The following is a 20,285-nucleotide window of genomic DNA, read 5'->3' on the forward strand; positions in this document are numbered from 1 at the left end:
CTCGGTGGCCACGAAGCTGTAGGCCCCACAACCTCAACGGTACCTGGTTCCGGCGATATTCCTCATCTATCCCTGCCGCTGTCTCCGCCAGTCCCGCCGGTCGCTATCCCCACGTCGCCGCGACCTCGGTGGCCAGTCCCGTCAACTGGTTGGCCGCGTCGTCGATGGCCAGCTGCACTGATCCGGCATGGTCGCTGATGGAATGGGCCGCCGCGATGCCTGCTGCCGTCAGCGCGGGCGGTGCCAGCGTGACCTGGCCGGCGAGCACCAGCACCGGGATCTGGTGAGACTGCGCCCCTGCGGCCAGCGCGCTGACCACCTTGCCGTGCAGGGACTGGTCGTCGAAGCGGCCTTCCCCGGTGATGACCAGGTCGGCCGCAGCCACGTCGGCGCCGAGACCGGTGTGTTCGGCGATGATCGACGCGCCCGACTCCCGGCGTCCGCCGAGCGCAAGGAGTGCCGCGCCGATACCGCCTGCCGCGCCGGCGCCGGGGTCGTCGCTGATCGTCCGGCCGGCGGCAGTGTTGAGCTGCTCGGCCCACTCCGTGAGCCGCTGCTCGAGAACAGCCACGGTCTCCGGGTCGGCGCCCTTCTGGGGCCCGAACACGGCGGCGGCGCCCATCGGGCCGAGCAGCGGATGTTCGACGTCGCTGGCGGCGATGAGTTCCACCCCGTCGAGAAGCTCGCGGGCGGCCGCCAGGCCGCCCAACGCCTCGACCATGCCCCGCCCGCCGTCGGTGCAGCCGCTGCCGCCGAGCCCGACCACGATGCGGTCCGCGCCTGCGGCCCGCGCCGCCGCGATCAGCTGGCCGACACCCCTGCTGTGCGCATCCAGCGCGGTGCGTACCGTCGGCGGACCGCCGAGCAACGCCAGCCCGCACGCCTGTGCGCATTCGATGTAGGCGGTGACCGGCGGGTCGGTGTCGAGCACCCAGTGCGCCTCGACGTCGACGTCCAGCGGTCCGCTGACCGTCGACGTCCGGATCTCGCCCAACCGGCTGGCCAGCACCTCGACGAAGCCCGGGCCACCGTCGGACTGCGGCGCCAGCACCAGCGCGTCCCCGGGACGGGACGTGCGCCATCCCTGCGCGATGGATTGAGCGGCCTGGACCGCGGTCAAGCTGTCACCGAAACAGTCGGGCGCGATCAGCACGGTGCGGGCGGGTTCGGTGCCTGTCACCACGGCAGACTATGACTTCCGGTGACGTGGCGCACCACCGGCGCGGATTGGGTGGGCCGCGCACGGCGAAGTAACCTGGCAGGCGTGAAGCTGCTTGGCCGCAAGAACGATGACGCTGGGGATCCCCGGGACCCCGTTCCCGCCGACGACGCCGCCGCCGCGGCTTCAGCGGCCGCAGCCACCGAACGGGTCCGCACAGCGCCCAAGGGCAAGCCGACCCCCAAGCGCAGTGAGGCGAGCCGGCGGCGCGGCCCCGTCGCCCCCGCGCCGATGACCACCGCCGAGGCCAGGAAGCGCCGCAAGGAACTTCGCGGTCCCAAGCTGTCCCGGGAGGAACGCAAGGCCGAGCGGGCGGAGCGCCGGTCCGAGATGTCGATCCGCCGCGAGAAGATGATGGCGGGCGAGGATGCGTACCTGCTGCCGCGCGACAAGGGTCCCGTTCGTCGCTACGTCCGCGACGTGGTGGATTCGCGGCGCAATCTGCTCGGTCTGTTCATGCCGTCGGCGCTCGGCCTGATCTTCGTCATGCTCGCCGTGCCGTCGGTGCAGGTCCAGGCGTTCCTGTCACCGGCCATGCTGGTGCTGGTGGTGATCATGGTCATCGACGGCATCTTCCTGGGCCGCAAGGTGAACAAGCTGGCCGATCAGAAGTTTCCGGACAACACCGAAACCGGCTGGAAGCTCGGCTTCTACGCCGCCAGCCGGGCGTCGCAGCTCCGCCGGATGCGCGCCCCCAAACCTCAGGTTGAGCGCGGCACCCCGGTGGCGTGACGCCGCAGGTGGCCTACTTTCCCGACATCCCCGCCCCTGATGCCGACGTCGCCGAGGCGGCTCGGCAGCGGCAGGGACAGCTCACCAAGCCCGCAGGCGCCCTCGGCCGGCTCGAGGATCTCTCGGTCTGGGTCGCGGCGTGCCAGAGCGCCTGTCCCCCACAGCAGTTCACCCGGGCCCGGGTGGTCGTGTTCGCCGGCGACCACGGTGTGGCCGCCGCCGGGGTGTCTGCCTACCCCCGTGAGGTGACCGCCGCGATGGTGACCAACATCGCGGCGGGCGGCGCCGCGGTCAACGTGCTCGCGGAGATCGCCGGTGCCGGCGTGCGCGTCGTGGACATCGCCGTCGACACCGAGGAGCCCGAGTCCGCCGCGATCGGCGCCCACAAGATCCGCCGCTCCAGCGGCAACATCGGAGTCGAGGACGCCCTCTCTCCCGAGGAGGTGGTGGCGGCCATCGATGCGGGACGCGCCATCGCCGACGACGAGGTCGACTCGGGCGCCGACCTGCTGATCGCCGGCGACATGGGCATCGGCAACACCACTCCGGCAACCACGCTGATCGCCGCTCTCACCGATTCCGAGCCGGTCGCGGTGGTCGGCCGCGGTACCGGGATCGACGATGCCGGCTGGGCGCGTAAGACCGCCGCGATCCGCGACGCGCTGTATCGGACACGCAGGCTGTCGGCCGATCCTGTTGCACTGCTGCGGATCTGCGGCGGCGCCGACCTCGCCGCGATGACGGGCTTCCTGGCGCAGGCGGCGGTCCGCCGCACCCCGGTGCTGCTCGACGGCGTCGTGGTGACGGCGGCGGCGCTGGCCGCCGAGACGCTGGCGCCCGGCGCGAAACTCTGGTGGCGAGCCGGCCACCGGTCCACCGAGCCCGCGCACACACTGGCGCTACGCCACCTCGAGCTCGACCCCATCGTCGAACTCGACATGCGCCTCGGCGAGGGGTCCGGTGCGCTCGTGGCACTTCCCGTCCTGCGCGCCGCGGTGGCCACGCTGGCGTCGATGGCCACCTTCGCCGAAGCCGGGATCGAAGACTAGACGGTGATCGCGCCGTGATTCGCTCGGTGGCAGGCGCTTTCGCGTTCGCGACGGTGCTGCCCGTGCCGTCGCGACTCACCGCGAACGTCGGCCGGGGAGTGCTGACGGCGCTGCCGGTGGCGGGGGTCGCGCTGGGCGCGCTGGGCGCGGTCATGCTGTGGGCAGGTTCGTGGGCCTTCGGCGACGGTAGTGCACTCGCCGGCGCGTTGACCGTCGCCGTGCTGCTGCTGGCCACCCGCGGGCTGCACATCGACGGCCTGGCCGACACCACCGACGCGCTGGGCTGCTACGGACCGCCCGAGCGGGCCTTGGCCGTGATGCGCGACGGCAGGGCAGGCCCGTTCGGGGTCGCCGCCGTCGCCGTGGCCGTGCTGGTGCAGTCGCTGGCATTCGGCCAGGCCGGCTGGCAGGCGGTGTTCGTCGCCGTCCTGGCAGGCCGCGTGGCCGTGGTGGCTGCCTGTCGGCGCGGTGTTCCCGCAGCGGCAGGCAGCACGTTGGGCTCATTGGTGGCAGGTACCCAGCCGCGGTGGGTCGTGGCTGCGTGGGTGGTCGCGGTCGCCGGTCTTGCGACGTTGGCCACCGACCGCCCGTGGCAGGGCCCGCTGGCGGTGGTGGTCGCGCTGGGGTGCAGCGTCGTGCTGGTCTCGCACTGCGTGCGCAGGTTCGGCGGGATCACCGGCGACGTGCTGGGCGCCGCCGTCGAGGTGACGACGGCAGTCGCAGTGCTCGGGATGGCGATCCGTTAGGACAGCCGGGCCATCCAGCCGTGGGTGTCGGCGAAGGTGCCGCGCTGGATCCCGGTCAACGTGTCGCGCAGCGCCATCGTGATCTCGCCGGGTTCGCCGTCGGCGATGGTGAACTCGCCGTCACCGTGCTTGACGTGCGACACCGGGGTGATCACGGCGGCGGTGCCACACGCGAACACCTCGGTGATCTCCCCCGCCGCGGCCTTCTTCTGCCATTCGTCGACGTCGATCTTGCGCTCCTCGACCGCAAATCCTGCGTCAGTTGCCAGCTGCAGCAACGAATTCCGCGTGATACCGGGCAGCAACGAGCCGGACAGCTCCGGTGTGACCAGGCGTGCGGTGCCGCCGCTGCCGAACACGAAGAACAGGTTCATGCCGCCCATCTCCTCGACGTAGCGGCGTTCGATCGCGTCCAGCCAGACCACCTGATCGCAGCCGTGCGAGGCCGCCTCGGCCTGGGCCAGCAGCGACGCTGCGTAGTTGCCGCCGAACTTCGCGGCGCCCGTCCCACCCGGTGAGGCCCGCACGTACTCGTGCGACAGCCACACGCTGACCGGCTTGATGCCGCGCGGGAAGTAGGCGCCCGCCGGAGAACCGATCACCAGGTAGCGGTACTCGTCGGAGGGACGGACACCGAGTCCGGGCTCGGTGGCGATGACGAAGGGCCGCAGGTACAGCGACTCCTCGCCGCCTGCCGGTGGCACCCACTGCTCGTCGACGGCGATCAACTGCCGCAGCGATTCGATGAACAGCGACTCCGGCAACTCCGGGATGGCCAGGCGCCGCGCCGAGGTCTGCAGCCGGGCAGCGTTGGCCTCGGGCCGGAACGACACGATGGAGCCGTCGGCCCAGCGGTAGGCCTTGAGTCCCTCGAAGATCTCCTGCGCGTAGTGCAGGACGATCGCCGACGGGTCCAACTCGATAGGACCGTAGGGAAGCACCCGGGCGTCGTGCCAGCCTTTATCGACGTTGTAGTCGATCGACACCATGTGGTCGGTGTGGAACTTGCCGAAACCGGGGTTGGCGAGAATCCCGGCGCGTACCTCGTCAGCCGCCGGATTCGCGTTGCGATCGACGGTGAACTCGAGGCTTTCGGTCATGCAGGCGATTGTATAACCGGGTGGCCAACGGTTTTTAGCGCGTGCGGGTGTCGACGAACGGCGGCTTGGTCACCACGCACTCGACCTGACGTCCACGGACGTCGACCGCGACGCGCGCCCCGTCGGCGATGTCGGCCGCGGTGTCGAGCAGCGCCAGCGCGATCCCCACTTTCAAAGTCGGAGAGAAGGTTCCCGACGTGGTGACCCCGACCGGGGTGTCCCCGTCGAGCACGGTCAGGTCTGGGCGCAGCACACCGCGCCCGATCGCCTTCAACCCACGCAGTGTCCGGCGGGGGCCGGCTTCCTTTTCCGCCAGCAGCGCGTCGCGTCCCCAGAACGCGTCCTTCTTCCAGCCGACGGCCCAGCCGGTCCGCGCCTGCAGCGGCGAGATGTCCAATGACAGCTCGTGGCCGTGCAGCGGATAGCCCATCTCGGTGCGTAAGGTGTCGCGGGCCCCGAGTCCAGCCAGTTCGCCGCCGGCGGCCTTCACCCCATCGACCAGCGCGTCGAACACGACCGCGGCCTTGTCCCACAGCGGCAGCAGCTCGTAGCCGTGCTCACCGGTGTAGCCGGTGCGACACACCCGGACCTCGACGCCGCCGAACTCGGCGTCGGCGTAACCCATGTAATCCATGTCGGTCGGCAGTCCCAGCCCGTCCAGCACCTCGGCCGACTTGGGGCCCTGCACGGCCAGCACGGCGCGGGAGCGGTGCTCGTCGGTCACGGTCAGCCCGTCGGGCGCCCGTTCCTGCAGCGCGGCGACCACCGCGGCGGTGTTCGCGGCGTTGGGCACCAGGAAGATCTCGTCATCGGAGACGTAGTAGGCGATCAGGTCGTCGATCACCCCTCCGGAGTCGGTGCAGCAGAGCGTGTACTGCGCCTTTCCGGGGCCGATCCGCCGGAGGTCGTTGGTGAAGGCGGAGTTGACGTATTCCGCCGCCCCCGGGCCTTTTACCAGCGCCTTGCCGAGGTGGCTCACGTCGAACAGGCCGACTGTCGTGCGGGTGGCGGTGTGCTCGGCGACGGTGCCCGCGTACGACACCGGCATCAGCCATCCGCCGAACTCGGCGAAGCTCGCGCCGAGCTCACGGTGCCGGTTCTCCAGGGGGCCTGCCAACAGGTTCTCACTCACGACCAACCACCCTAGTGGCGCGCCGCTTTTGACGAGCATGGCTAGGGTGATTCTCCGTGAGCACCTCAGCCGGTTACCAGTCCCCCGCCGTCGCCGTCGCGAGCGCGCTGCCCAAGCGCAAGGTCGACTCGTCCGTACTGATCGTGGCCGTGGTGAGCGGTTCCGAAGACGACGCGAAGTCGCAGAAGGCGCGCGTGGTGGCCAACTCCTATCTCGATGCCGAGGCGGTCGGGGAGATCGAGGTCGCGCTCGAGGCGCTGGGCGCCAAGGGTGGCCCCGAGCAGGTGACGCGAGTGCTCGCGCCGTCGCTGCCCGTCACCAGCGTGCTCGCGGTGGGGCTGGGCAAGAGTCGCGACGAGTGGTCCGCCGAGACGATCCGCCGAGCGGCTGGGGTGGCGGCACGGTCGCTGTCCGGTGTCGAGCACGTCATCACGACGTTGTCGGATCTCGACCTGGAAGCCGCGATCGAGGGCCTGATCCTGGGCTCCTACCGGTTCTCCGAATTCCGCAGTGACAAGACCGCACCCAAAGAGGCGGGGCTGAGCAAGATCACCGCGCTGACGCCCGACACGAAGGCAGCGACCAAGGAGGCCGCTGCGCGAGCAGAGGCGATCGCGTCCGCCGTGGCGACCGCCCGCGACTTCATCAACACCCCGCCCAGCCACCTGTTTCCCGCCGAATTCGCCAAGCGGGCAAAGGCTTTGGGTGATGCCGTGGGACTCGACGTCGAGGTCCTCGACGAGAAGGCGCTGGCCAAGGACGGTTACGGCGGGATCATCGGGGTCGGTCAGGGGTCGTCCCGGCCGCCCCGTCTGGTGCGGCTCGCCCACAAGGGCGGCAAGAGGAAATCGAAGACCGTGGCCCTGGTCGGCAAGGGCATCACCTTCGACACCGGTGGCATCTCGATCAAGCCGGCCGCGAACATGCATCACATGACCTCCGACATGGGTGGCGCCGCGGCGGTCATCGCGACCGTGGTGCTGGCCGCACGTCAGCAGTTGCCGATCGACGTCACCGCCTATGTGCCGATGGCCGAGAACATGCCGTCGTCGACTGCGCAGCGGCCCGGCGACGTGCTGACGCAGTACGGCGGCATCACCGTGGAGGTGCTCAACACCGACGCCGAGGGTCGGCTGATCCTTGCCGACGCCATCGCGCGCGCCTGCGAGGACGATCCCGATTACCTCATCGAGACGTCGACACTGACCGGTGCGCAGACCGTCGCGCTCGGCGCCCGCACGCCGGGTGTGATGGGCAGCGAGGAGTTCCGCGACCGGGTGGCCGAGATCTCGCAGGCCATCGGCGAGAACGCGTGGGCCATGCCGCTGCCGGAAGAACTCAAGGACGACCTCAAGTCCACGGTGGCCGACCTGGCCAACGTCAGCGGCTCGCGATATGCGGGCATGTTGGTGGCGGGCACGTATCTGCGCGAGTTCGTCGCCGACGGGGTCGAGTGGGCACACATCGACGTCGCGGCGCCCGCCTACAACTCGGGTGGGCCGTGGGGCTACACGCCCAAGGGCGGCACCGGGGTGCCGACGCGCACGATGTTCGCGGTGCTCGAAGACATCGCCGCCAACGGCTAGCTCTCGCTGATCTAAATGATGTTGCCGCCGCGGGCGCCACTGCGCATGGCCTGCGGCAGGACGTGGGCCACGCCGTAGAGGAAGTGCGCCTCCGGGGCGACGGGCCGGATCGCCTTCTTCGTCTGCACGGCGTCGATGATGGCTTTGGCGACCTTCTCGGGTCCGTAGCGGCGCACCGCGAAACCCTTCTTCGCCCGCCCCCGCAGCGCATCGACGTCCTGGTCACGCCCCTCCGGCAACGAGAAGCGGGTGGTGTCAACGATATTCGTGCCGATGACGCCGGGGCAGATGGTCGTCACCCCGATGCCTGCCGCGTCCAGTTCCGCGCGCAGGCAGTCGGAGAACATGAAGACGGCGGCTTTGGACGTGCAGTAGGCGTTCATCACGCTCAGCGGTGAATAGGAGGCCATCGACGCGACGTTGACGATGTACCCGCCGGTGCCGCGGTCGGCGAGGCGTTTACCGAACGACCGGCAGCCGTTGACGACGCCGCCGAAGTTGATGTCGAGGACGCGGTCGAATTCCTCGGCCGGGGTGTCCAGGAAGAAGCCTGCGTGGCCGACGCCGGCGTTGTTGACCACGACATCGGGGACCCCGTGCTGTGCGCACACCTGCTCGGCGAACGCTTCCACGGCGGCGGGGTCGGCGACGTCGACGGTGTAGGTGTGCGCCTCGGCTCCTTCGGCGGCGACGAGGCGGGCGGTCTCGGCGAGCCCGTCGGCGTTGAGGTCGCTGATGACCACGTCGGCTCCGTCGCGGGCGAAGGCCAGCGCGGTCTCGCGGCCGATGCCGCTGGCGGCGCCGGTGATCGCGACCAGGGTGTCGCCGAACGCTTTTCGGGCCCGGCCGACCTCGGCACGCAGCAGTTCCCGGGCAGCAGGCGCCCCGTCGAGATGCTCGACGAGCTGGGTCACCGCCTGCGCGAGTACCTGCGGATGCGAGGTGGGTGCGTCGTGTCCGGCTTTGATGTCACGGCGCCACAGCCGCGTCGCCCACGCCGTCATGTCGTCGTAGACGTGCGGACCCACGTGGGGGTCCCGGGTCGTGACGATCACCTGCACGGGGACCTCGACCGGGCCGACGGACCGTGCGGGCCGCGTGAGGTTCGCGCGATAGGTCTTGACCGCCGAGGATCGCGGCGCGGCGCGCGCCAGCCGGGCGACTTGGCCGAGCCCCTGCACAAAACGCCGCGGACTCTGGGGCCGGGTCAGGGAGCCCCGGACAAATGTCGCGACCTGTTCGGGGCTCGGTCCCGACACCGACGTGAACGACGCGACGCGTTCGGCTGCCCCGGGACGCGACAGGAATTGCCACACCCCGGCCGAGCCCCAGCCGTGGGCGAGTACGTGCACGGGGCCTTCGGCGTCGAGCACGGCCGCGAAGTCGTCGGCGTAGCGTTCCATGCTGTAGGCCGAAACAGGTTTGGGCACAGAGGATTCGCCCGCTCCTCTGGTGTCGTAGCGCACCACCCTGAAGCGGTCGGCCAGCAGCGCCACCACCGGGTCCCAGACGGCGTGCGTACCGGGATGTCCGTGCACCAGCACGAGGGTGGGTCCGCTCGCATTGCCCTCGTCGTAGACGGCGATCCGGGTGCCGTCACTGGTCTGGACGAACCGCTGCTTGCTCACGAGCGGACACTACCGGAGCGCTAATTCGCGCCCCACAACTCGGTGACGACGTCGTAGACGTAGGTATTGGGATGGACGCCGGTGAAGCGTTCGGCCATCGGGCCCGCAGCGGTGACAGGCACCATCGTGCCGGTGTGCTCAGGGGTGGTCCAGTCGACCTTGAACCGGCGGTCGGTGCCCTTGATCGTGAAGGGGCCGCTGCGCTGGGGAACGCCGCCACCCGGAAGAGGCATGTTCTCCGGAGTGTCGGACCAGTACGGCACGGGATCGTCGGCAACCTGGTCGCTGTTGGGCTCGGGTTCGCCGTCGTCGAGCACGTTCTCGATGGTCATGCCGCCGGTCTCGTGGTCGGCAGTGACGATCAGCAGCACCTCGGGATGGTCTTTCTGGTACTCGGTGATCACCTTGACCATCTCGTTGATCGACTCGCCGGCGAGCATCATGTTCTGTGCATCGTGCTCGTGGCCGTCGGAGTCCAGGTCGTCACTCTCGATGACGAGGAAGAACCCGTTCTCGTTGGCGCCGAGGATGTCGAGCGCCTTGGCCACCAGTTTCTCCGGAGCCACATAGTTCGGATCGGTGCCGTAGTCGTAGCCCTCGATCTCCGTCGACCGCCGCTTGGCGCTGTCCTGGACCAGCGCAAGGGCTTTGGGCCCGGTGAGGGCATCGAAGGTGGACTGGTCGTAGGCGTACTGATAGCCGTCGCTCTCGGCGCGGGCGACCAGGTCTGCGTCACCTTCGCTGGCGTCGTCCTCACCGACATCGGGGATCTTTCCTGGGTTGCCCTCGGGGTACCAGTACTTCTCTCCGCCGCCGAAGAGCACGTCGACTCCCCGGTCCAGGTAGCCCTCGGCGATGTCGACCTTGAGGTCCCGGTCGGGCACGGGCGAACCGAACGCTGCCAGTGTCGCGTTGGTGACATCGTGATCGTTGACCAGACCGGTCGCCATCCCGCGGCCCCTCGCGATGTCCAGCAGTGTGGGCACCGATTCGCTGTCGGGGCCGAGGCCGGTCGTACCGTTGGGCACCTTCTGGCCGATCGCCCACGCGGTGGCTCCGGCCGCGGAGTCCGTGACCGCGTACTCCGGATCTCCCGGGATCGTGTCCAGGTAGCCGGAGTACGGCAGCGCGTCCATCGGCTGACGCTCGTCGAGTCCGTACAGGTAGTACTGGATCGCGGTGCGCTGCTGGGGACCCATCCCGTCGCCGCTGAGGATGATGACGCTGGGGTGCTTCGGGACGTCGCTGTCGTCGGCAGCACTGCATCCGGCGAGAACGAGAGCCGAACCTGCCACCGCGGCGGCGAATTTGACGGCTGCGTTATGGAGTGTGGGCACGAACGCACACCCTGACAAGGGCGAGTCGCCGCCCGGCCACGTCAGGATGAACAGTCACCGAACGCCAGAGGTCCGCTGCGCGCGGGCCGGCCCGGACAGCAGCTAGCGGTCGAGTTCTCTGCGCGCTGCACGCTTGCGTTCGACGCGCCGGCGCGCGTCGTAGTCGCGCATGCGTTGCGGATAGCCCACTTTCTGGACGTCGTAGACCGGGATCTTCAGTCGGTCGGAGAGCCGCCGGGCGCCGGCGTCCCCGCCGGTCCTGCGCCGGGTCCATTCACCGTCGGCGGCCACGAGCACCACGGTGAGTTCGGTGACCGTGGTCTTGGGTTCGATGAACGCCTCGACGCCTTCGTGCTCGGCGACCCACTGGTGCAGATAACGCAAGTCCGCCGCGGGGTCGTTGGCGGTTGCACCACCCTTGCGTCGCCCGCCGCGCAGCTTGTCCAACAGTCCCACCTGGGGTTGCTCCTTTCGGCCATCCCCTCGCCATCTGTCAATTCGATAGTGCCAGAGCAATCAGTCGGCCCGTCCGCGGCGAAACGTCCCGACAGACGTGACAGGATGGGTTACGTCACTTCAGCCACTGCGATAGACCGTGCAAGGGAGCCACGAAACATGGCCATCTCCGTCCAGATGCCCGCACTCGGTGAGAGCGTTACCGAGGGAACAGTCACCCGCTGGCTGAAGCAAGAGGGAGACACGGTCGAGGAGGACGAGCCACTGCTTGAGGTGTCGACCGACAAGGTCGACACCGAGATCCCGTCACCGGCAGCGGGCGTGCTGAAGAAGATCGTGGCCCAGGAGGACGACACCGTCGAGGTGGGCGGCGAGCTGGCAGTGATCGGCGACGCCGACGACAGTGACGGCGACGGCGAGGACGCCGCACCTGCCGCCGAGGAGTCCGAGGACGAGCCCGAGGCCGAGCCCGAGGCCGAGGCCGAACCTGAGGCAGAGGAAGAGCCCGAGCCGGAAGCTGAGCCGGAGCCGGAGTCCAAGCCCGCCGCGAAGAAGTCCGGTGGGTCGGGATCGTCGACGCCGGTACTCATGCCCGAGCTGGGCGAGTCCGTCACCGAGGGAACCGTCACCCGCTGGCTCAAAGAGGTCGGCGACAGCGTCGAGGTCGACGAGCCGCTCGTCGAGGTGTCCACCGACAAGGTCGACACCGAGATTCCTTCGCCCGTCGCCGGCACCTTGGTATCGATCACCGCCGAAGAGGACGACACCGTCGAGGTCGGTGGCGAACTTGCCAAGATCGGTGACGCCGGCGCCGAGAGCGCCGACGAGCCGGAACCGGAGCCGGAACCCGAGCCGGAGCCGGAGCCCGAACCCGAGCCGGAGCCCGAGCCGAAACAGAGCAAGCCCGAGACCAAGCCGGCGGAGGAATCCAAGCCGGAACCCAAGCCGGAACCCAAGTCCGAGCCGAAGTCGGAGCCCAAGCCCAAGACCGAACCGAAGCCGGCCGAGGACTCCTCGGGCGACTCCAGCCCGTACGTGACGCCGTTGGTGCGCAAGCTGGCCAGCGAGAACGGCGTCGACCTCTCGACGGTCAAGGGCACCGGTGTGGGTGGCCGCATCCGCAAGCAGGACGTGCTCGCCGCGGCCAGCGAGAAGGAATCGGCCAAGGACGCGCCGAAGGACGCACCGGCCCCCGAGGCGCCCGCCAAGACGGCGGCGGCACCGGCACCCGAAGGTGCTCTGGCCCATCTGCGCGGAACCAAGCAGAAGGCCAACCGGATCCGTCAGATCACGGCGAAGAAGACCCGTGAATCGCTGCAGACCACGGCGCAGCTGACCCAGGTCCACGAAGTCGACATGACCAAGATCGTGGCCCTGCGCGCCAAGGCGAAGGCCGGTTTCGCCGAGCGCGAAGGCGTCAACCTGACCTACCTGCCGTTCATCGCCAAGGCCGTCATCGACGCGCTGAAGCTGCACCCGAACGTCAACGCGAGCTACAACGAGGAATCCAAGGAGATCACCTACTACGACGCCGAGCATCTCGGGTTCGCCGTCGACACCGAGCAGGGTCTGCTGTCCCCGGTCATCAAGAACGCCGGCGACCTGTCGCTGGGCGGCCTGGCACGGGCCATCGCCGACATCGCGGCCCGCGCGCGGTCGGGCGACCTCAAGCCCGACGAGCTGTCCGGGGGCACCTTCACGATCACCAACATCGGCAGCCAGGGCGCGTTGTTCGACACCCCCATCCTGGTGCCGCCGCAGGCGGCGATGCTGGGTACCGGGGCCATCGTGAAGCGCCCGCGGGTGATCGTCGACGACTTCGGCAACGAGTCGATCGGTGTGCGGTCGGTGTCGTACCTGCCGCTGACCTACGATCACCGCCTCATCGACGGCGCTGACGCGGGCCGGTTCGTCACGACCATCAAGCGTCGCCTGGAAGAGGGCGCGTTCGAGGCAGATCTGGGGTTGTAGACAGCAGTGTCGATGCGTTCGGACTCGGTCGTCGCGATAGCGGGATCATCCGGTTTGATCGGTACGGCGCTGGTGAATGCGCTGCGCGCCACCGATCGCCGGGTCCTGCGCATCGTGCGCCGGGCTCCGTCGAACGCCGGCGAGGTGTTCTGGAATCCCGACACCGGCCAGTTCGATGCGAATGCACTGCGCGGGGTGGACGCCGTCGTCAACCTGTGCGGTGTCAACATCGGCCTCAAGCGGTGGTCGGGAGCGTTCAAGCAGAGCCTGCGCGACAGCAGGATCAGCCCCACGGAGGTGCTGTCGAACGCTGTCATCGACGCCGGGGTACCTACGCTCGTCAACGCCAGCGGGGTCGGCTACTACGGCGACACGGGGAGCACCCCGGTCGACGAGAGCGCCGGTCCCGGCACCAATTTCCTGGCCCGGCTCGCCGTCGACTGGGAGGCCGCGACCACGGTGGCGGCGCAGTCCGGTGTCCGGGTGGTGCTGGCCCGCACCGGTCTGGTGATGGCGCCGTCGGGTGGCATGCTCGGTCGGATCAAGCCGTTCTTCTCGCTGGGGCTGGGTGCGAGGCTGGGCAACGGTCGGCAGTACCTGTCGTGGATCAGCCTCGAGGACCAGGTACGCGCGCTGCTGTTCGCCGTGTCCCGCGACGACCTCTCCGGTCCGGTCAATGTGACCGGACCGGCGCCGGTCACGAACGCGGAGTTCACCACCGCACTGGGCCGGTCGGTGAATCGGCCCACCGCTTTGATGGTGCCGGGCTTCGCCCTTCGGGCGGCGCTCGGCGAGTTCGCCGACGAAGGTGTGCTCGGTGGTCAGCGGGCCATTCCCGCCGCGTTGGAGGGGGCCGGATTCGAGTTCCACCACAACACCATCGGTGAGGCGTTGGCGTTCGCCACCGCGCGCCGCGGTGAGTAGCGTTGACTCTCGTGGCGTCTTCTATCCGGTCGAGCACTGCCCCGGTGCAGGTGCAGCGGCTGGGCACCGTGGATTACGGAGCCGCTTGGGATCTGCAGCGGCGGCTGGCCGACGAGCGCGTCGCAGGTGGGCCGGACACGCTCGTGCTTCTGCAGCATCCGCCGGTGTACACGGCGGGGCGGCGCACCCTGCCCGAAGAGCGCCCCATCGACGGAACGCCCGTGATCGACACCGACCGCGGCGGCAAGATCACCTGGCACGGGCCCGGCCAGTTGGTCGGCTATCCCATCATCGGGCTGGCCGAGCCGCTTGATGTCGTGAATTTCGTTCGACGACTTGAAGAGTCGTTGATCACCGTGTGTGCGGATCTGGGGCTGCCGACGACCCGCGTCGAGGGTAGGTCCGGGGTGTGGGTGGAAGGCGACGGCGTGCGTCCGGCACGCAAGATCGGAGCCATCGGCATCCGCGTGGCGCGGTCGACAACGTTGCACGGCTTCGCGCTGAACTGCGACTGCGACCTCGGCGCGTTCGGCGCGATCGTGCCGTGCGGCATCGCCGACGCGGGCGTCACCTCGCTGACCGCCGAACTCGGCCACCCGGTCGGCGTCGTGGACGTCATCGACCGGGTGTCCGATGCGGTGCTGGACGCGCTCGACGGCCGCATCGCGATCGGTGCCGCTCCGGGCACGCGCGTAGAATCGGCACAGTGACTATCGCTCCTGACGGCCGTAAGCTGCTGCGTCTCGAAGTACGCAACGCCGAGACGCCGATCGAGCGCAAGCCGCCGTGGATCAAGACCAGGGCCAAGATGGGCCCGGAGTACAAAGAGCTCAAGAACCTGGTCAAGCGCGAGGGTCTGCACACCGTCTGCGAAGAGGCCGGGTGTCCCAACATCTTCGAGTGCTGGGAAGACCGCGAAGCCACGTTCCTGATCGGTGGCGAGCAGTGCACCCGCCGCTGCGACTTCTGTCAGATCGACACCGGCAAGCCGGCCGAACTCGACCGTGACGAGCCGCGCCGCGTCGCCGAGAGCGTGCAGGCGATGGGGTTGCGCTACTCCACTGTGACCGGCGTGGCCCGCGACGACTTGCCGGACGGCGGGGCGTGGCTGTACGCGGAGACGGTCCGCCAGATCAAGGCACTCAACCCCAGCACCGGTGTCGAACTTCTGATCCCCGACTTCAACGCCGTCCCCGAACAGCTCGACGAGGTGTTCGCCTCGCGCCCGGAAGTGTTGGCGCACAATGTCGAAACGGTGCCCCGCATCTTCAAGCGGATCCGGCCGGCGTTCCGCTACGAGCGCAGCCTGTCGGTGATCACGAGCGCGCGCGAGTACGGGTTGGTGACCAAGAGCAACCTGATCCTCGGGATGGGCGAGACACCCGAGGAGGTCCGCACCGCGCTGCAGGACCTGCACGACGCCGGTTGCGACATCGTCACCATCACCCAGTACCTGCGCCCCTCGGCACGCCATCATCCCGTCGAGCGGTGGGTGCACCCCGACGAGTTCGTCGACCACGAGCGCTACGCCACCGAGATCGGCTTCGCCGGCGTCCTGGCCGGACCGCTGGTCAGGTCCTCCTACCGGGCCGGCAAGTTGTACGCGCAGACGGTCGCGGCCCGGCAGGCCGCAGCGGCGACGGGAGTCGATGCCGGAGCCGCTCCGGCGGCGACATCGGCGCAAGTATCCTGATCCAATGGCGAAGCGTAATGCTGCGGAGACCAAGGCCGCCAAGGCCGAGGCGAAGGCGACCCGCAAGGCGGCATCCAAGCAGCGGCGTAGTCAGCTGTGGCAGGCGTTCCAGATCCAGCGGAAAGAGGACAAGCGCCTTCTTCCGTACATGATCGGCGCGTTCGTGCTGATCGTGGCCATTTCGGTGGTCGGAGGGATCTTCGCGGGCGGCTTCACGACGTACATGTTGATCCCGTTGGGCGTTGTGCTGGGCGCGCTGGTGGCGTTCATCATCTTCGGTCGTCGCGCGCAGAAATCGGTGTACCGCAAGGCCGAAGGTCAGACGGGCGCGGCCGCGTGGGCGCTGGACAACCTGCGCGGCAAGTGGCGGGTGACCCCCGGTGTGGCCGCGACGGGGCACTTCGACGCGGTGCATCGCGTGATCGGCCGTCCCGGGGTCATCTTCGTCGGCGAAGGCTCCGCGTCGCGGGTGAAGCCGCTTCTGGCGCAAGAGAAGAAGCGCACCGCGCGGCTCATCGGCGACACCCCGATCTATGACGTCGTCATCGGCAACGGCGAGGGCGAGGTTCCGCTGTCCAAGCTGGAGCGTCACCTGAACAAGCTGCCCGCCAACATCACCGTCAAGCAGATGGACTCGCTGGAGTCTCGGCTGGTGGCGCTCGGCACCAAGGTGGGTCCGGCCGCGATGCCCAAGGGCCCGCTCCCGGCACAGGCCAAGATGCGTGGTGTGCAACGCACTGTGCGGAGGCGTTGACCGGCGCATGTGCATCGCGTGCGAATGGGCCCCTCATTTCGCCGCGTTCGGACGCCGTGCGGCACTGACACGCCGGAGCGCGCTGCGGGCCGCCGCCGTGACCACTCTCGCCGTGACGGCGGCCGCCTGCTCCGTGGGCCCGGACGCGGGTGGCGAGGTCACACCCGCGGACTCCCCCGACGCGGATTACGTGTTCCGCAATGGCCGCGTGTACACGGTGACGGAGTCCGCACCGTGGGCCGACGCCGTCGCGGTCACCGGTAACACGATCACCTACGTCGGAGACGAGGCCGGTGCGATGGCACTGGCGGGCAGCGGTACGCAGGTCGTCGACCTGAACGGCCGGCTGTTGATGCCGGGATTCGTCGAGGCGCACATCCACCCGTTCATGGGCGCGTTCCTGACCTCGGGGGTGGACCTGCAGGTGCCCACTCGCGCGGATGCGCTGGCCGCTATCGCGAAGTACGCCCAAGAGAACCCGGACGGCGTTGTCCGCGGATTCGGTTGGCGCGTGGACATGTTCGGGCCCGACGGCCCCACGGCGGCCGACTTGGATCAGGTGCTGCCCGACCGTCCGGGTTTCTTCTTCGCGATCGACGGCCACAGCCTCTGGGTCAACACCAAAGCCCTGCAGATGGCCGGAATCGACCGCGACACCCCCGACCCGATTCCCGGGTTCAGCTACTACGCGCGCGACGCCGACGGCAACCCGACCGGCTACGTGCTGGAAGTCGTCGCCGAGCTCAACGTCGTCAACGCGATCGAACCGATCTCGGCCGAAAGTATGGCGGCGCTGCTGGCATCGTGGACGCCGAAGGCCTCGCAGGCCGGCATCACGTCGGTCTTCGACGCCGGGGTTCCGCCGATCGGTGACGACCAAGCCGCGATCCTGGGCCTGTACACCGCCGCCGAGAAGCAGGGCCAGCTGCCGTTCCGGGTTGTCGCCGCATACAGCGTGAAGGGCCCGCCTGTCGACGACGCGGTGGCACAGTTGACCGAGACTCACGAGCGGGTGTCCTCTGAGCTGGTACAGGCTTCGGTTCTCAAGATCGTCGGAGACGGGACCCAGGGCGGGTACACCGCTTGGCTGCTGGAGCCGTACGCCGACAAACCGGACTCGATCGGCAGTTCACCGTTCACCGTCGACCAGTGGCAGCAGCTGATCCGGGCTGCCGACGCGGCTGGTTTCGACGTGCACGTGCACGCCTGCGGTGACCGCACGGCCCGGGTGGCCCTCGATGCCATCGAGGACGCGATCGCCGCCAATCCGCCACGGGACCGTCGCCACACCGTCGCGCATCTGGTCTACGTGGAGGATCCTGACAGCCGGCGTTTCGGCGAGCTCGGCGTCGTCGCGCAGTTCTCCGCGAACTGGCTCTCCGCCGACCCCGACACGATCACGAACATGGGCGCCCGCTACGGAGCTCCGCGCAAGGATCTGCTGTACCGCCCGCAGGACGTACTGAAGTCCGGTGGACGTATCTCGCTGGGCACCGACTGGCCTGCGGCGGGGTACTTCTCCACCTACAAGCCACTCGACTCCATCCAGATCGGTGTCACCCGCCAGCTGATCGGCGAGCCCGACGCCGAGGTGTTGGCGCCCGCGGATCAGCGCCTGCCGGTCGCTGAGGCCATCCACGCCAACACGATGGGCGCGGCCTACCAGATCCGGCTGGATGCCGTGGTCGGCTCCATCGAGACGGGCAAGCTGGCCGATCTCATCGTGCTCGACAAGAACATCCTCGAGGTCGACCCGCACGACATCCACACGGCCAACGTCGCGATGACGATGATGAACGGCAGGGTCGTCCACCAGGCCTGAGAGGGCTAGCGCTTGACGACGGCGGTCTTGGTGGCGAGGTCGTGCAGGCCCCGCAGATCGGAGTCGGTGAACAGCGCCGGGATCACGAGGGTGATCAGCAGGCCGCGCGCGACCGCGCGGCCGAGTCCCACATGGTCGCGATTGTCGACAGCCACCACCTTGAGGCCGAGAACGAGCTGCCCCGGGGTGAAGCCGAACAGCCGCACCGACACCACGCCGAGCACCAGCCAGACCACGAGCACCGCGGTCGACAGGTTCGCCATGCTCACCCAGCCGACGGTCATCGCCAGGGCAGCCAGGCCGTAACACACCAGCCAATCGACGCACAGCGCGGCGATACGACGCCCGAATCGGGCGATCGAGCCGGGGCCGGACTCGGGGAGCCCGAGCCGTTCACCGGGATACGCGGATCGGTCGTCGGCGCCGTTGGGTTGCGTCGGTCCCGACAGCCAGGACCCTATGGTGCGCGCCATGCTGTAAGGATAGGTGTCGGCGAGGTGTGCATCGGTGTGGCCGCGGAATAAGGCATGCGTAACGTCCACGCAACACGCGGTTGACTGCAGCGCAACATCGCGTCCATAGCGTCACCAGCGGGTTACCAAGTTAAGGAGAGCAAGCAGTGGCAGAAACGACCTCAGACGACATCTTCAAGCTGATCAAGGACGAGAAAGTCGAGTACGTCGACATCCGTTTCTGTGATCTGCCGGGTGTCGTGCAGCACTTCTCGATCCCGGCTTCGGCGTTCGACGAGAGCGTGTTCGAGGACGGCCTCGCCTTCGACGGTTCTTCGGTGCGCGGCTTCCAGTCGATCCATGAATCCGACATGATGCTGCTGCCCGATCCCGAGACGGCGCAGATCGATCCGTTCCGGGCCGCCAAGACGCTGAACCTGAATTTCTTCGTCCACGACCCGTTCACGCGCGAGGCCTACTCGCGCGACCCCCGCAACGTGGCGCGTAAGGCGGAGAACTATCTGGCCAGCACCGGCATCGCCGACACCTGCTTCTTCGGCGCCGAGGCAGAGTTCTACATCTTCGACTCGGTGGCCTTCGATTCGAAGATGAACGGCACGTTCTACGAGGTCGACTCCGAGTCGGGTTGGTGGAATTCGGGCGAGCCGTTCGAGGCCGACGGCAGCGCGAACCGCGGCTACAAGGTGCGCCCCAAGGGCGGCTACTTCCCCGTCGCGCCGTACGACCACTACGTCGACCTGCGCGACGAGATGGCGACGAACCTGCAGAACGCGGGCTTCGTCCTGGAGCGCGGACACCACGAGGTGGGCACCGCCGGTCAGGCCGAGATCAACTACAAGTTCAACACGCTGCTGCACGCGGCCGATGACGTGCTGTTGTTCAAGTACATCATCAAGAACACGGCGTGGGCGAACGGCAAGACCGTGACGTTCATGCCCAAGCCGCTGTTCGGTGACAACGGATCCGGCATGCACGCTCACCAGTCGCTGTGGAAGGACGGCAAGCCGCTCTTCCACGACGAGTCGGGCTACGCCGGGCTGTCGGACATGGCGAGGCACTACATCGGCGGCATCCTGCACCACGCTCCGTCGCTGCTGGCGTTCACCAACCCGACGGTGAACTCCTACAAGCGTCTGGTGCCGGGCTACGAGGCCCCGATCAACCTGGTCTACAGCCAGCGCAACCGCTCGGCGTGCGTGCGTATCCCGATCACGGGCAACAACCCGAAGGCCAAGCGCCTCGAGTTCCGTTGCCCCGACAGCTCGGGCAACCCGTACCTGGCGTTCGCGGCCATGCTGATGGCAGGCATCGACGGGATCAAGAAGAAGATCGAGCCGCTGGCTCCGGTCGACAAGGATCTCTACGAGCTGCCGCCCGAGGAGGCGGCGAACATCCCGCAGGCGCCGACGTCACTGGCGGCGGTGATCGACAAGCTCGAAGAGGATCACGAATACCTCACCGAGGGCGGAGTGTTCACCACGGACCTGATCGAGACCTGGATCTCCTACAAGCGGGAGAACGAGATCATGCCGATCCAGATCCGTCCGCATCCCTACGAGTTCGCGCTGTACTACGACGTGTAAGTCGTAGAGCTCTACAAAGGCCGGGTGACACCAACGGGTGTCACCCGGCTTTCGTTTTGATTCCGATACCGTGAGACTCG

At 68.5% G+C, this 20,285-nt stretch carries 18 protein-coding genes; 11 read left to right on the forward strand and 7 right to left on the reverse strand.

All coding sequences use genetic code 11. From position 1 onward, the window contains the following. Positions 1 to 103: 103 nt before the first annotated feature. Positions 104 to 1,180, reverse strand: a complete 1,077-nt coding sequence (locus EL337_RS17180; RefSeq protein ID WP_048631876.1) for a glycerate kinase family protein — start codon at positions 1,178 to 1,180, stop codon at positions 104 to 106. 84 nt (positions 1,181 to 1,264) lie between these two features. Here EL337_RS17180 and EL337_RS17185 point away from each other — a divergent pair, with 84 nt between their 5' ends. From EL337_RS17185 to EL337_RS17195, 3 genes are read left to right on the forward strand one after another with little or no spacing between them, the layout of a single operon-like run. Further along, positions 1,265 to 1,951: a DUF3043 domain-containing protein gene (locus tag EL337_RS17185; RefSeq protein ID WP_048631877.1), complete on the forward strand. Its 687-nt coding sequence runs from the start codon at positions 1,265 to 1,267 to the stop codon at positions 1,949 to 1,951. Continuing rightward, the gene (gene cobT, locus EL337_RS17190; protein ID WP_048631768.1) at positions 1,948 to 3,000 is read left to right on the forward strand and encodes a nicotinate-nucleotide--dimethylbenzimidazole phosphoribosyltransferase; all 1,053 of its coding nucleotides are present in this window, start codon (positions 1,948 to 1,950) and stop codon (positions 2,998 to 3,000) included. Before EL337_RS17185 ends, cobT begins: the two co-directional genes overlap by 4 nt. A gap of 14 nt (positions 3,001 to 3,014) precedes the next feature. Further along, the gene (locus EL337_RS17195) at positions 3,015 to 3,746 is read left to right on the forward strand and encodes an adenosylcobinamide-GDP ribazoletransferase (RefSeq protein ID WP_048631769.1); all 732 of its coding nucleotides are present in this window, start codon (positions 3,015 to 3,017) and stop codon (positions 3,744 to 3,746) included. Here EL337_RS17195 and EL337_RS17200 read toward each other — a convergent pair. Together EL337_RS17200 and gcvT are read right to left on the reverse strand one after the other, a co-directional pair. Beyond that, a complete protein-coding gene (locus EL337_RS17200) occupies positions 3,743 to 4,846 on the reverse strand; it encodes a branched-chain amino acid aminotransferase (protein WP_048631770.1) in 1,104 nt (367 codons plus the stop codon). The two genes, EL337_RS17195 and EL337_RS17200, sit on opposite strands and share 4 nt — an antisense overlap. Before the next feature lie 34 nt (positions 4,847 to 4,880). Continuing rightward, on the reverse strand, positions 4,881 to 6,017 hold the full coding sequence (gene gcvT / locus EL337_RS17205) for a glycine cleavage system aminomethyltransferase GcvT (protein ID WP_048631771.1): 1,137 nt from the start codon (positions 6,015 to 6,017) through the stop codon (positions 4,881 to 4,883). A 17-nt stretch (positions 6,018 to 6,034) separates the two neighbouring features. Here gcvT and EL337_RS17210 point away from each other — a divergent pair, with 17 nt between their 5' ends. Then, positions 6,035 to 7,564 (forward strand): leucyl aminopeptidase, encoded by a 1,530-nt coding sequence (locus EL337_RS17210; RefSeq protein WP_048631772.1) that lies wholly within the window; start codon positions 6,035 to 6,037, stop codon positions 7,562 to 7,564. An 11-nt stretch (positions 7,565 to 7,575) separates the two neighbouring features. Here the strand turns inward: EL337_RS17210 and EL337_RS17215 are convergent, their stop codons facing one another. The 3 genes from EL337_RS17215 to EL337_RS17225 form a co-directional block, all read right to left on the reverse strand. Further along, the gene (locus EL337_RS17215; RefSeq protein WP_048631773.1) at positions 7,576 to 9,192 is read right to left on the reverse strand and encodes an SDR family oxidoreductase; all 1,617 of its coding nucleotides are present in this window, start codon (positions 9,190 to 9,192) and stop codon (positions 7,576 to 7,578) included. A gap of 20 nt (positions 9,193 to 9,212) precedes the next feature. Further along, entirely contained in the window at positions 9,213 to 10,529 is a 1,317-nt protein-coding gene (locus tag EL337_RS17220) for an alkaline phosphatase (RefSeq protein ID WP_048631774.1), read from the reverse strand. Between the two features lie 102 nt (positions 10,530 to 10,631). Beyond that, on the reverse strand, positions 10,632 to 10,985 hold the full coding sequence (locus EL337_RS17225; RefSeq protein WP_048631775.1) for a hypothetical protein: 354 nt from the start codon (positions 10,983 to 10,985) through the stop codon (positions 10,632 to 10,634). Between the two features lie 159 nt (positions 10,986 to 11,144). Here EL337_RS17225 and sucB point away from each other — a divergent pair, with 159 nt between their 5' ends. Genes sucB through EL337_RS17255 form a run of 6 tightly spaced genes read left to right on the forward strand, consistent with a single transcriptional unit; the run spans position 11,145 to position 18,149 of the window. Beyond that, positions 11,145 to 12,956 carry a 2-oxoglutarate dehydrogenase, E2 component, dihydrolipoamide succinyltransferase gene (gene sucB / locus EL337_RS17230; RefSeq protein WP_048631776.1) on the forward strand — a complete coding sequence of 604 codons (1,812 nt, stop codon included), beginning with the start codon at positions 11,145 to 11,147 and terminating at the stop codon, positions 12,954 to 12,956. Between the two features lie 12 nt (positions 12,957 to 12,968). Continuing rightward, entirely contained in the window at positions 12,969 to 13,880 is a 912-nt protein-coding gene (locus EL337_RS17235) for a TIGR01777 family oxidoreductase (RefSeq protein WP_048631878.1), read from the forward strand. An 11-nt stretch (positions 13,881 to 13,891) separates the two neighbouring features. Next, positions 13,892 to 14,590: a lipoyl(octanoyl) transferase LipB gene (gene lipB / locus EL337_RS17240; RefSeq protein ID WP_048631777.1), complete on the forward strand. Its 699-nt coding sequence runs from the start codon at positions 13,892 to 13,894 to the stop codon at positions 14,588 to 14,590. Continuing rightward, the gene (gene lipA / locus EL337_RS17245) at positions 14,587 to 15,573 is read left to right on the forward strand and encodes a lipoyl synthase (RefSeq protein WP_048631778.1); all 987 of its coding nucleotides are present in this window, start codon (positions 14,587 to 14,589) and stop codon (positions 15,571 to 15,573) included. Before lipB ends, lipA begins: the two co-directional genes overlap by 4 nt. A gap of 4 nt (positions 15,574 to 15,577) precedes the next feature. Then, on the forward strand, positions 15,578 to 16,327 hold the full coding sequence (locus EL337_RS17250; RefSeq protein WP_048631779.1) for a DUF4191 domain-containing protein: 750 nt from the start codon (positions 15,578 to 15,580) through the stop codon (positions 16,325 to 16,327). Positions 16,328 to 16,334: 7 nt separating this feature from the next. Then, positions 16,335 to 18,149: an amidohydrolase gene (locus EL337_RS17255; protein ID WP_048631780.1), complete on the forward strand. Its 1,815-nt coding sequence runs from the start codon at positions 16,335 to 16,337 to the stop codon at positions 18,147 to 18,149. A gap of 5 nt (positions 18,150 to 18,154) precedes the next feature. Here EL337_RS17255 and EL337_RS17260 read toward each other — a convergent pair whose 3' ends face one another. Beyond that, the gene (locus tag EL337_RS17260) at positions 18,155 to 18,622 is read right to left on the reverse strand and encodes an RDD family protein (protein WP_048631781.1); all 468 of its coding nucleotides are present in this window, start codon (positions 18,620 to 18,622) and stop codon (positions 18,155 to 18,157) included. Between the two features lie 146 nt (positions 18,623 to 18,768). Here EL337_RS17260 and glnA point away from each other — a divergent pair, with 146 nt between their 5' ends. After that, positions 18,769 to 20,205, forward strand: a complete 1,437-nt coding sequence (glnA, locus tag EL337_RS17265) for a type I glutamate--ammonia ligase (RefSeq protein ID WP_048631782.1) — start codon at positions 18,769 to 18,771, stop codon at positions 20,203 to 20,205. The last annotated feature ends 80 nt before the right edge of the window (positions 20,206 to 20,285 follow it).

The sequence above is a fragment of the Mycolicibacterium aurum genome (assembly GCF_900637195.1).
Classification (GTDB): domain Bacteria; phylum Actinomycetota; class Actinomycetes; order Mycobacteriales; family Mycobacteriaceae; genus Mycobacterium; species Mycobacterium aurum.

Excerpts from the sequence above, each read along its gene's own strand:
- EL337_RS17200 (WP_048631770.1), bottom strand. The coding sequence starts at position 4,846 with ATGACCGAAAGCCTCGAGTTCACCGTCGATCGCAACGCGAATCCGGCG.
- gcvT (WP_048631771.1), bottom strand. The coding sequence starts at position 6,017 with ATGCTCGTCAAAAGCGGCGCGCCACTAGGGTGGTTGGTCGTGAGTGAG.
- sucB (WP_048631776.1), top strand. The coding sequence starts at position 11,145 with ATGGCCATCTCCGTCCAGATGCCCGCACTCGGTGAGAGCGTTACCGAG.
- EL337_RS17235 (WP_048631878.1), top strand. The coding sequence starts at position 12,969 with ATGCGTTCGGACTCGGTCGTCGCGATAGCGGGATCATCCGGTTTGATC.
- EL337_RS17250 (WP_048631779.1), top strand. The coding sequence starts at position 15,578 with ATGGCGAAGCGTAATGCTGCGGAGACCAAGGCCGCCAAGGCCGAGGCG.
- EL337_RS17255 (WP_048631780.1), top strand. The coding sequence starts at position 16,335 with ATGTGCATCGCGTGCGAATGGGCCCCTCATTTCGCCGCGTTCGGACGC.
- EL337_RS17260 (WP_048631781.1), bottom strand. The coding sequence starts at position 18,622 with ATGGCGCGCACCATAGGGTCCTGGCTGTCGGGACCGACGCAACCCAAC.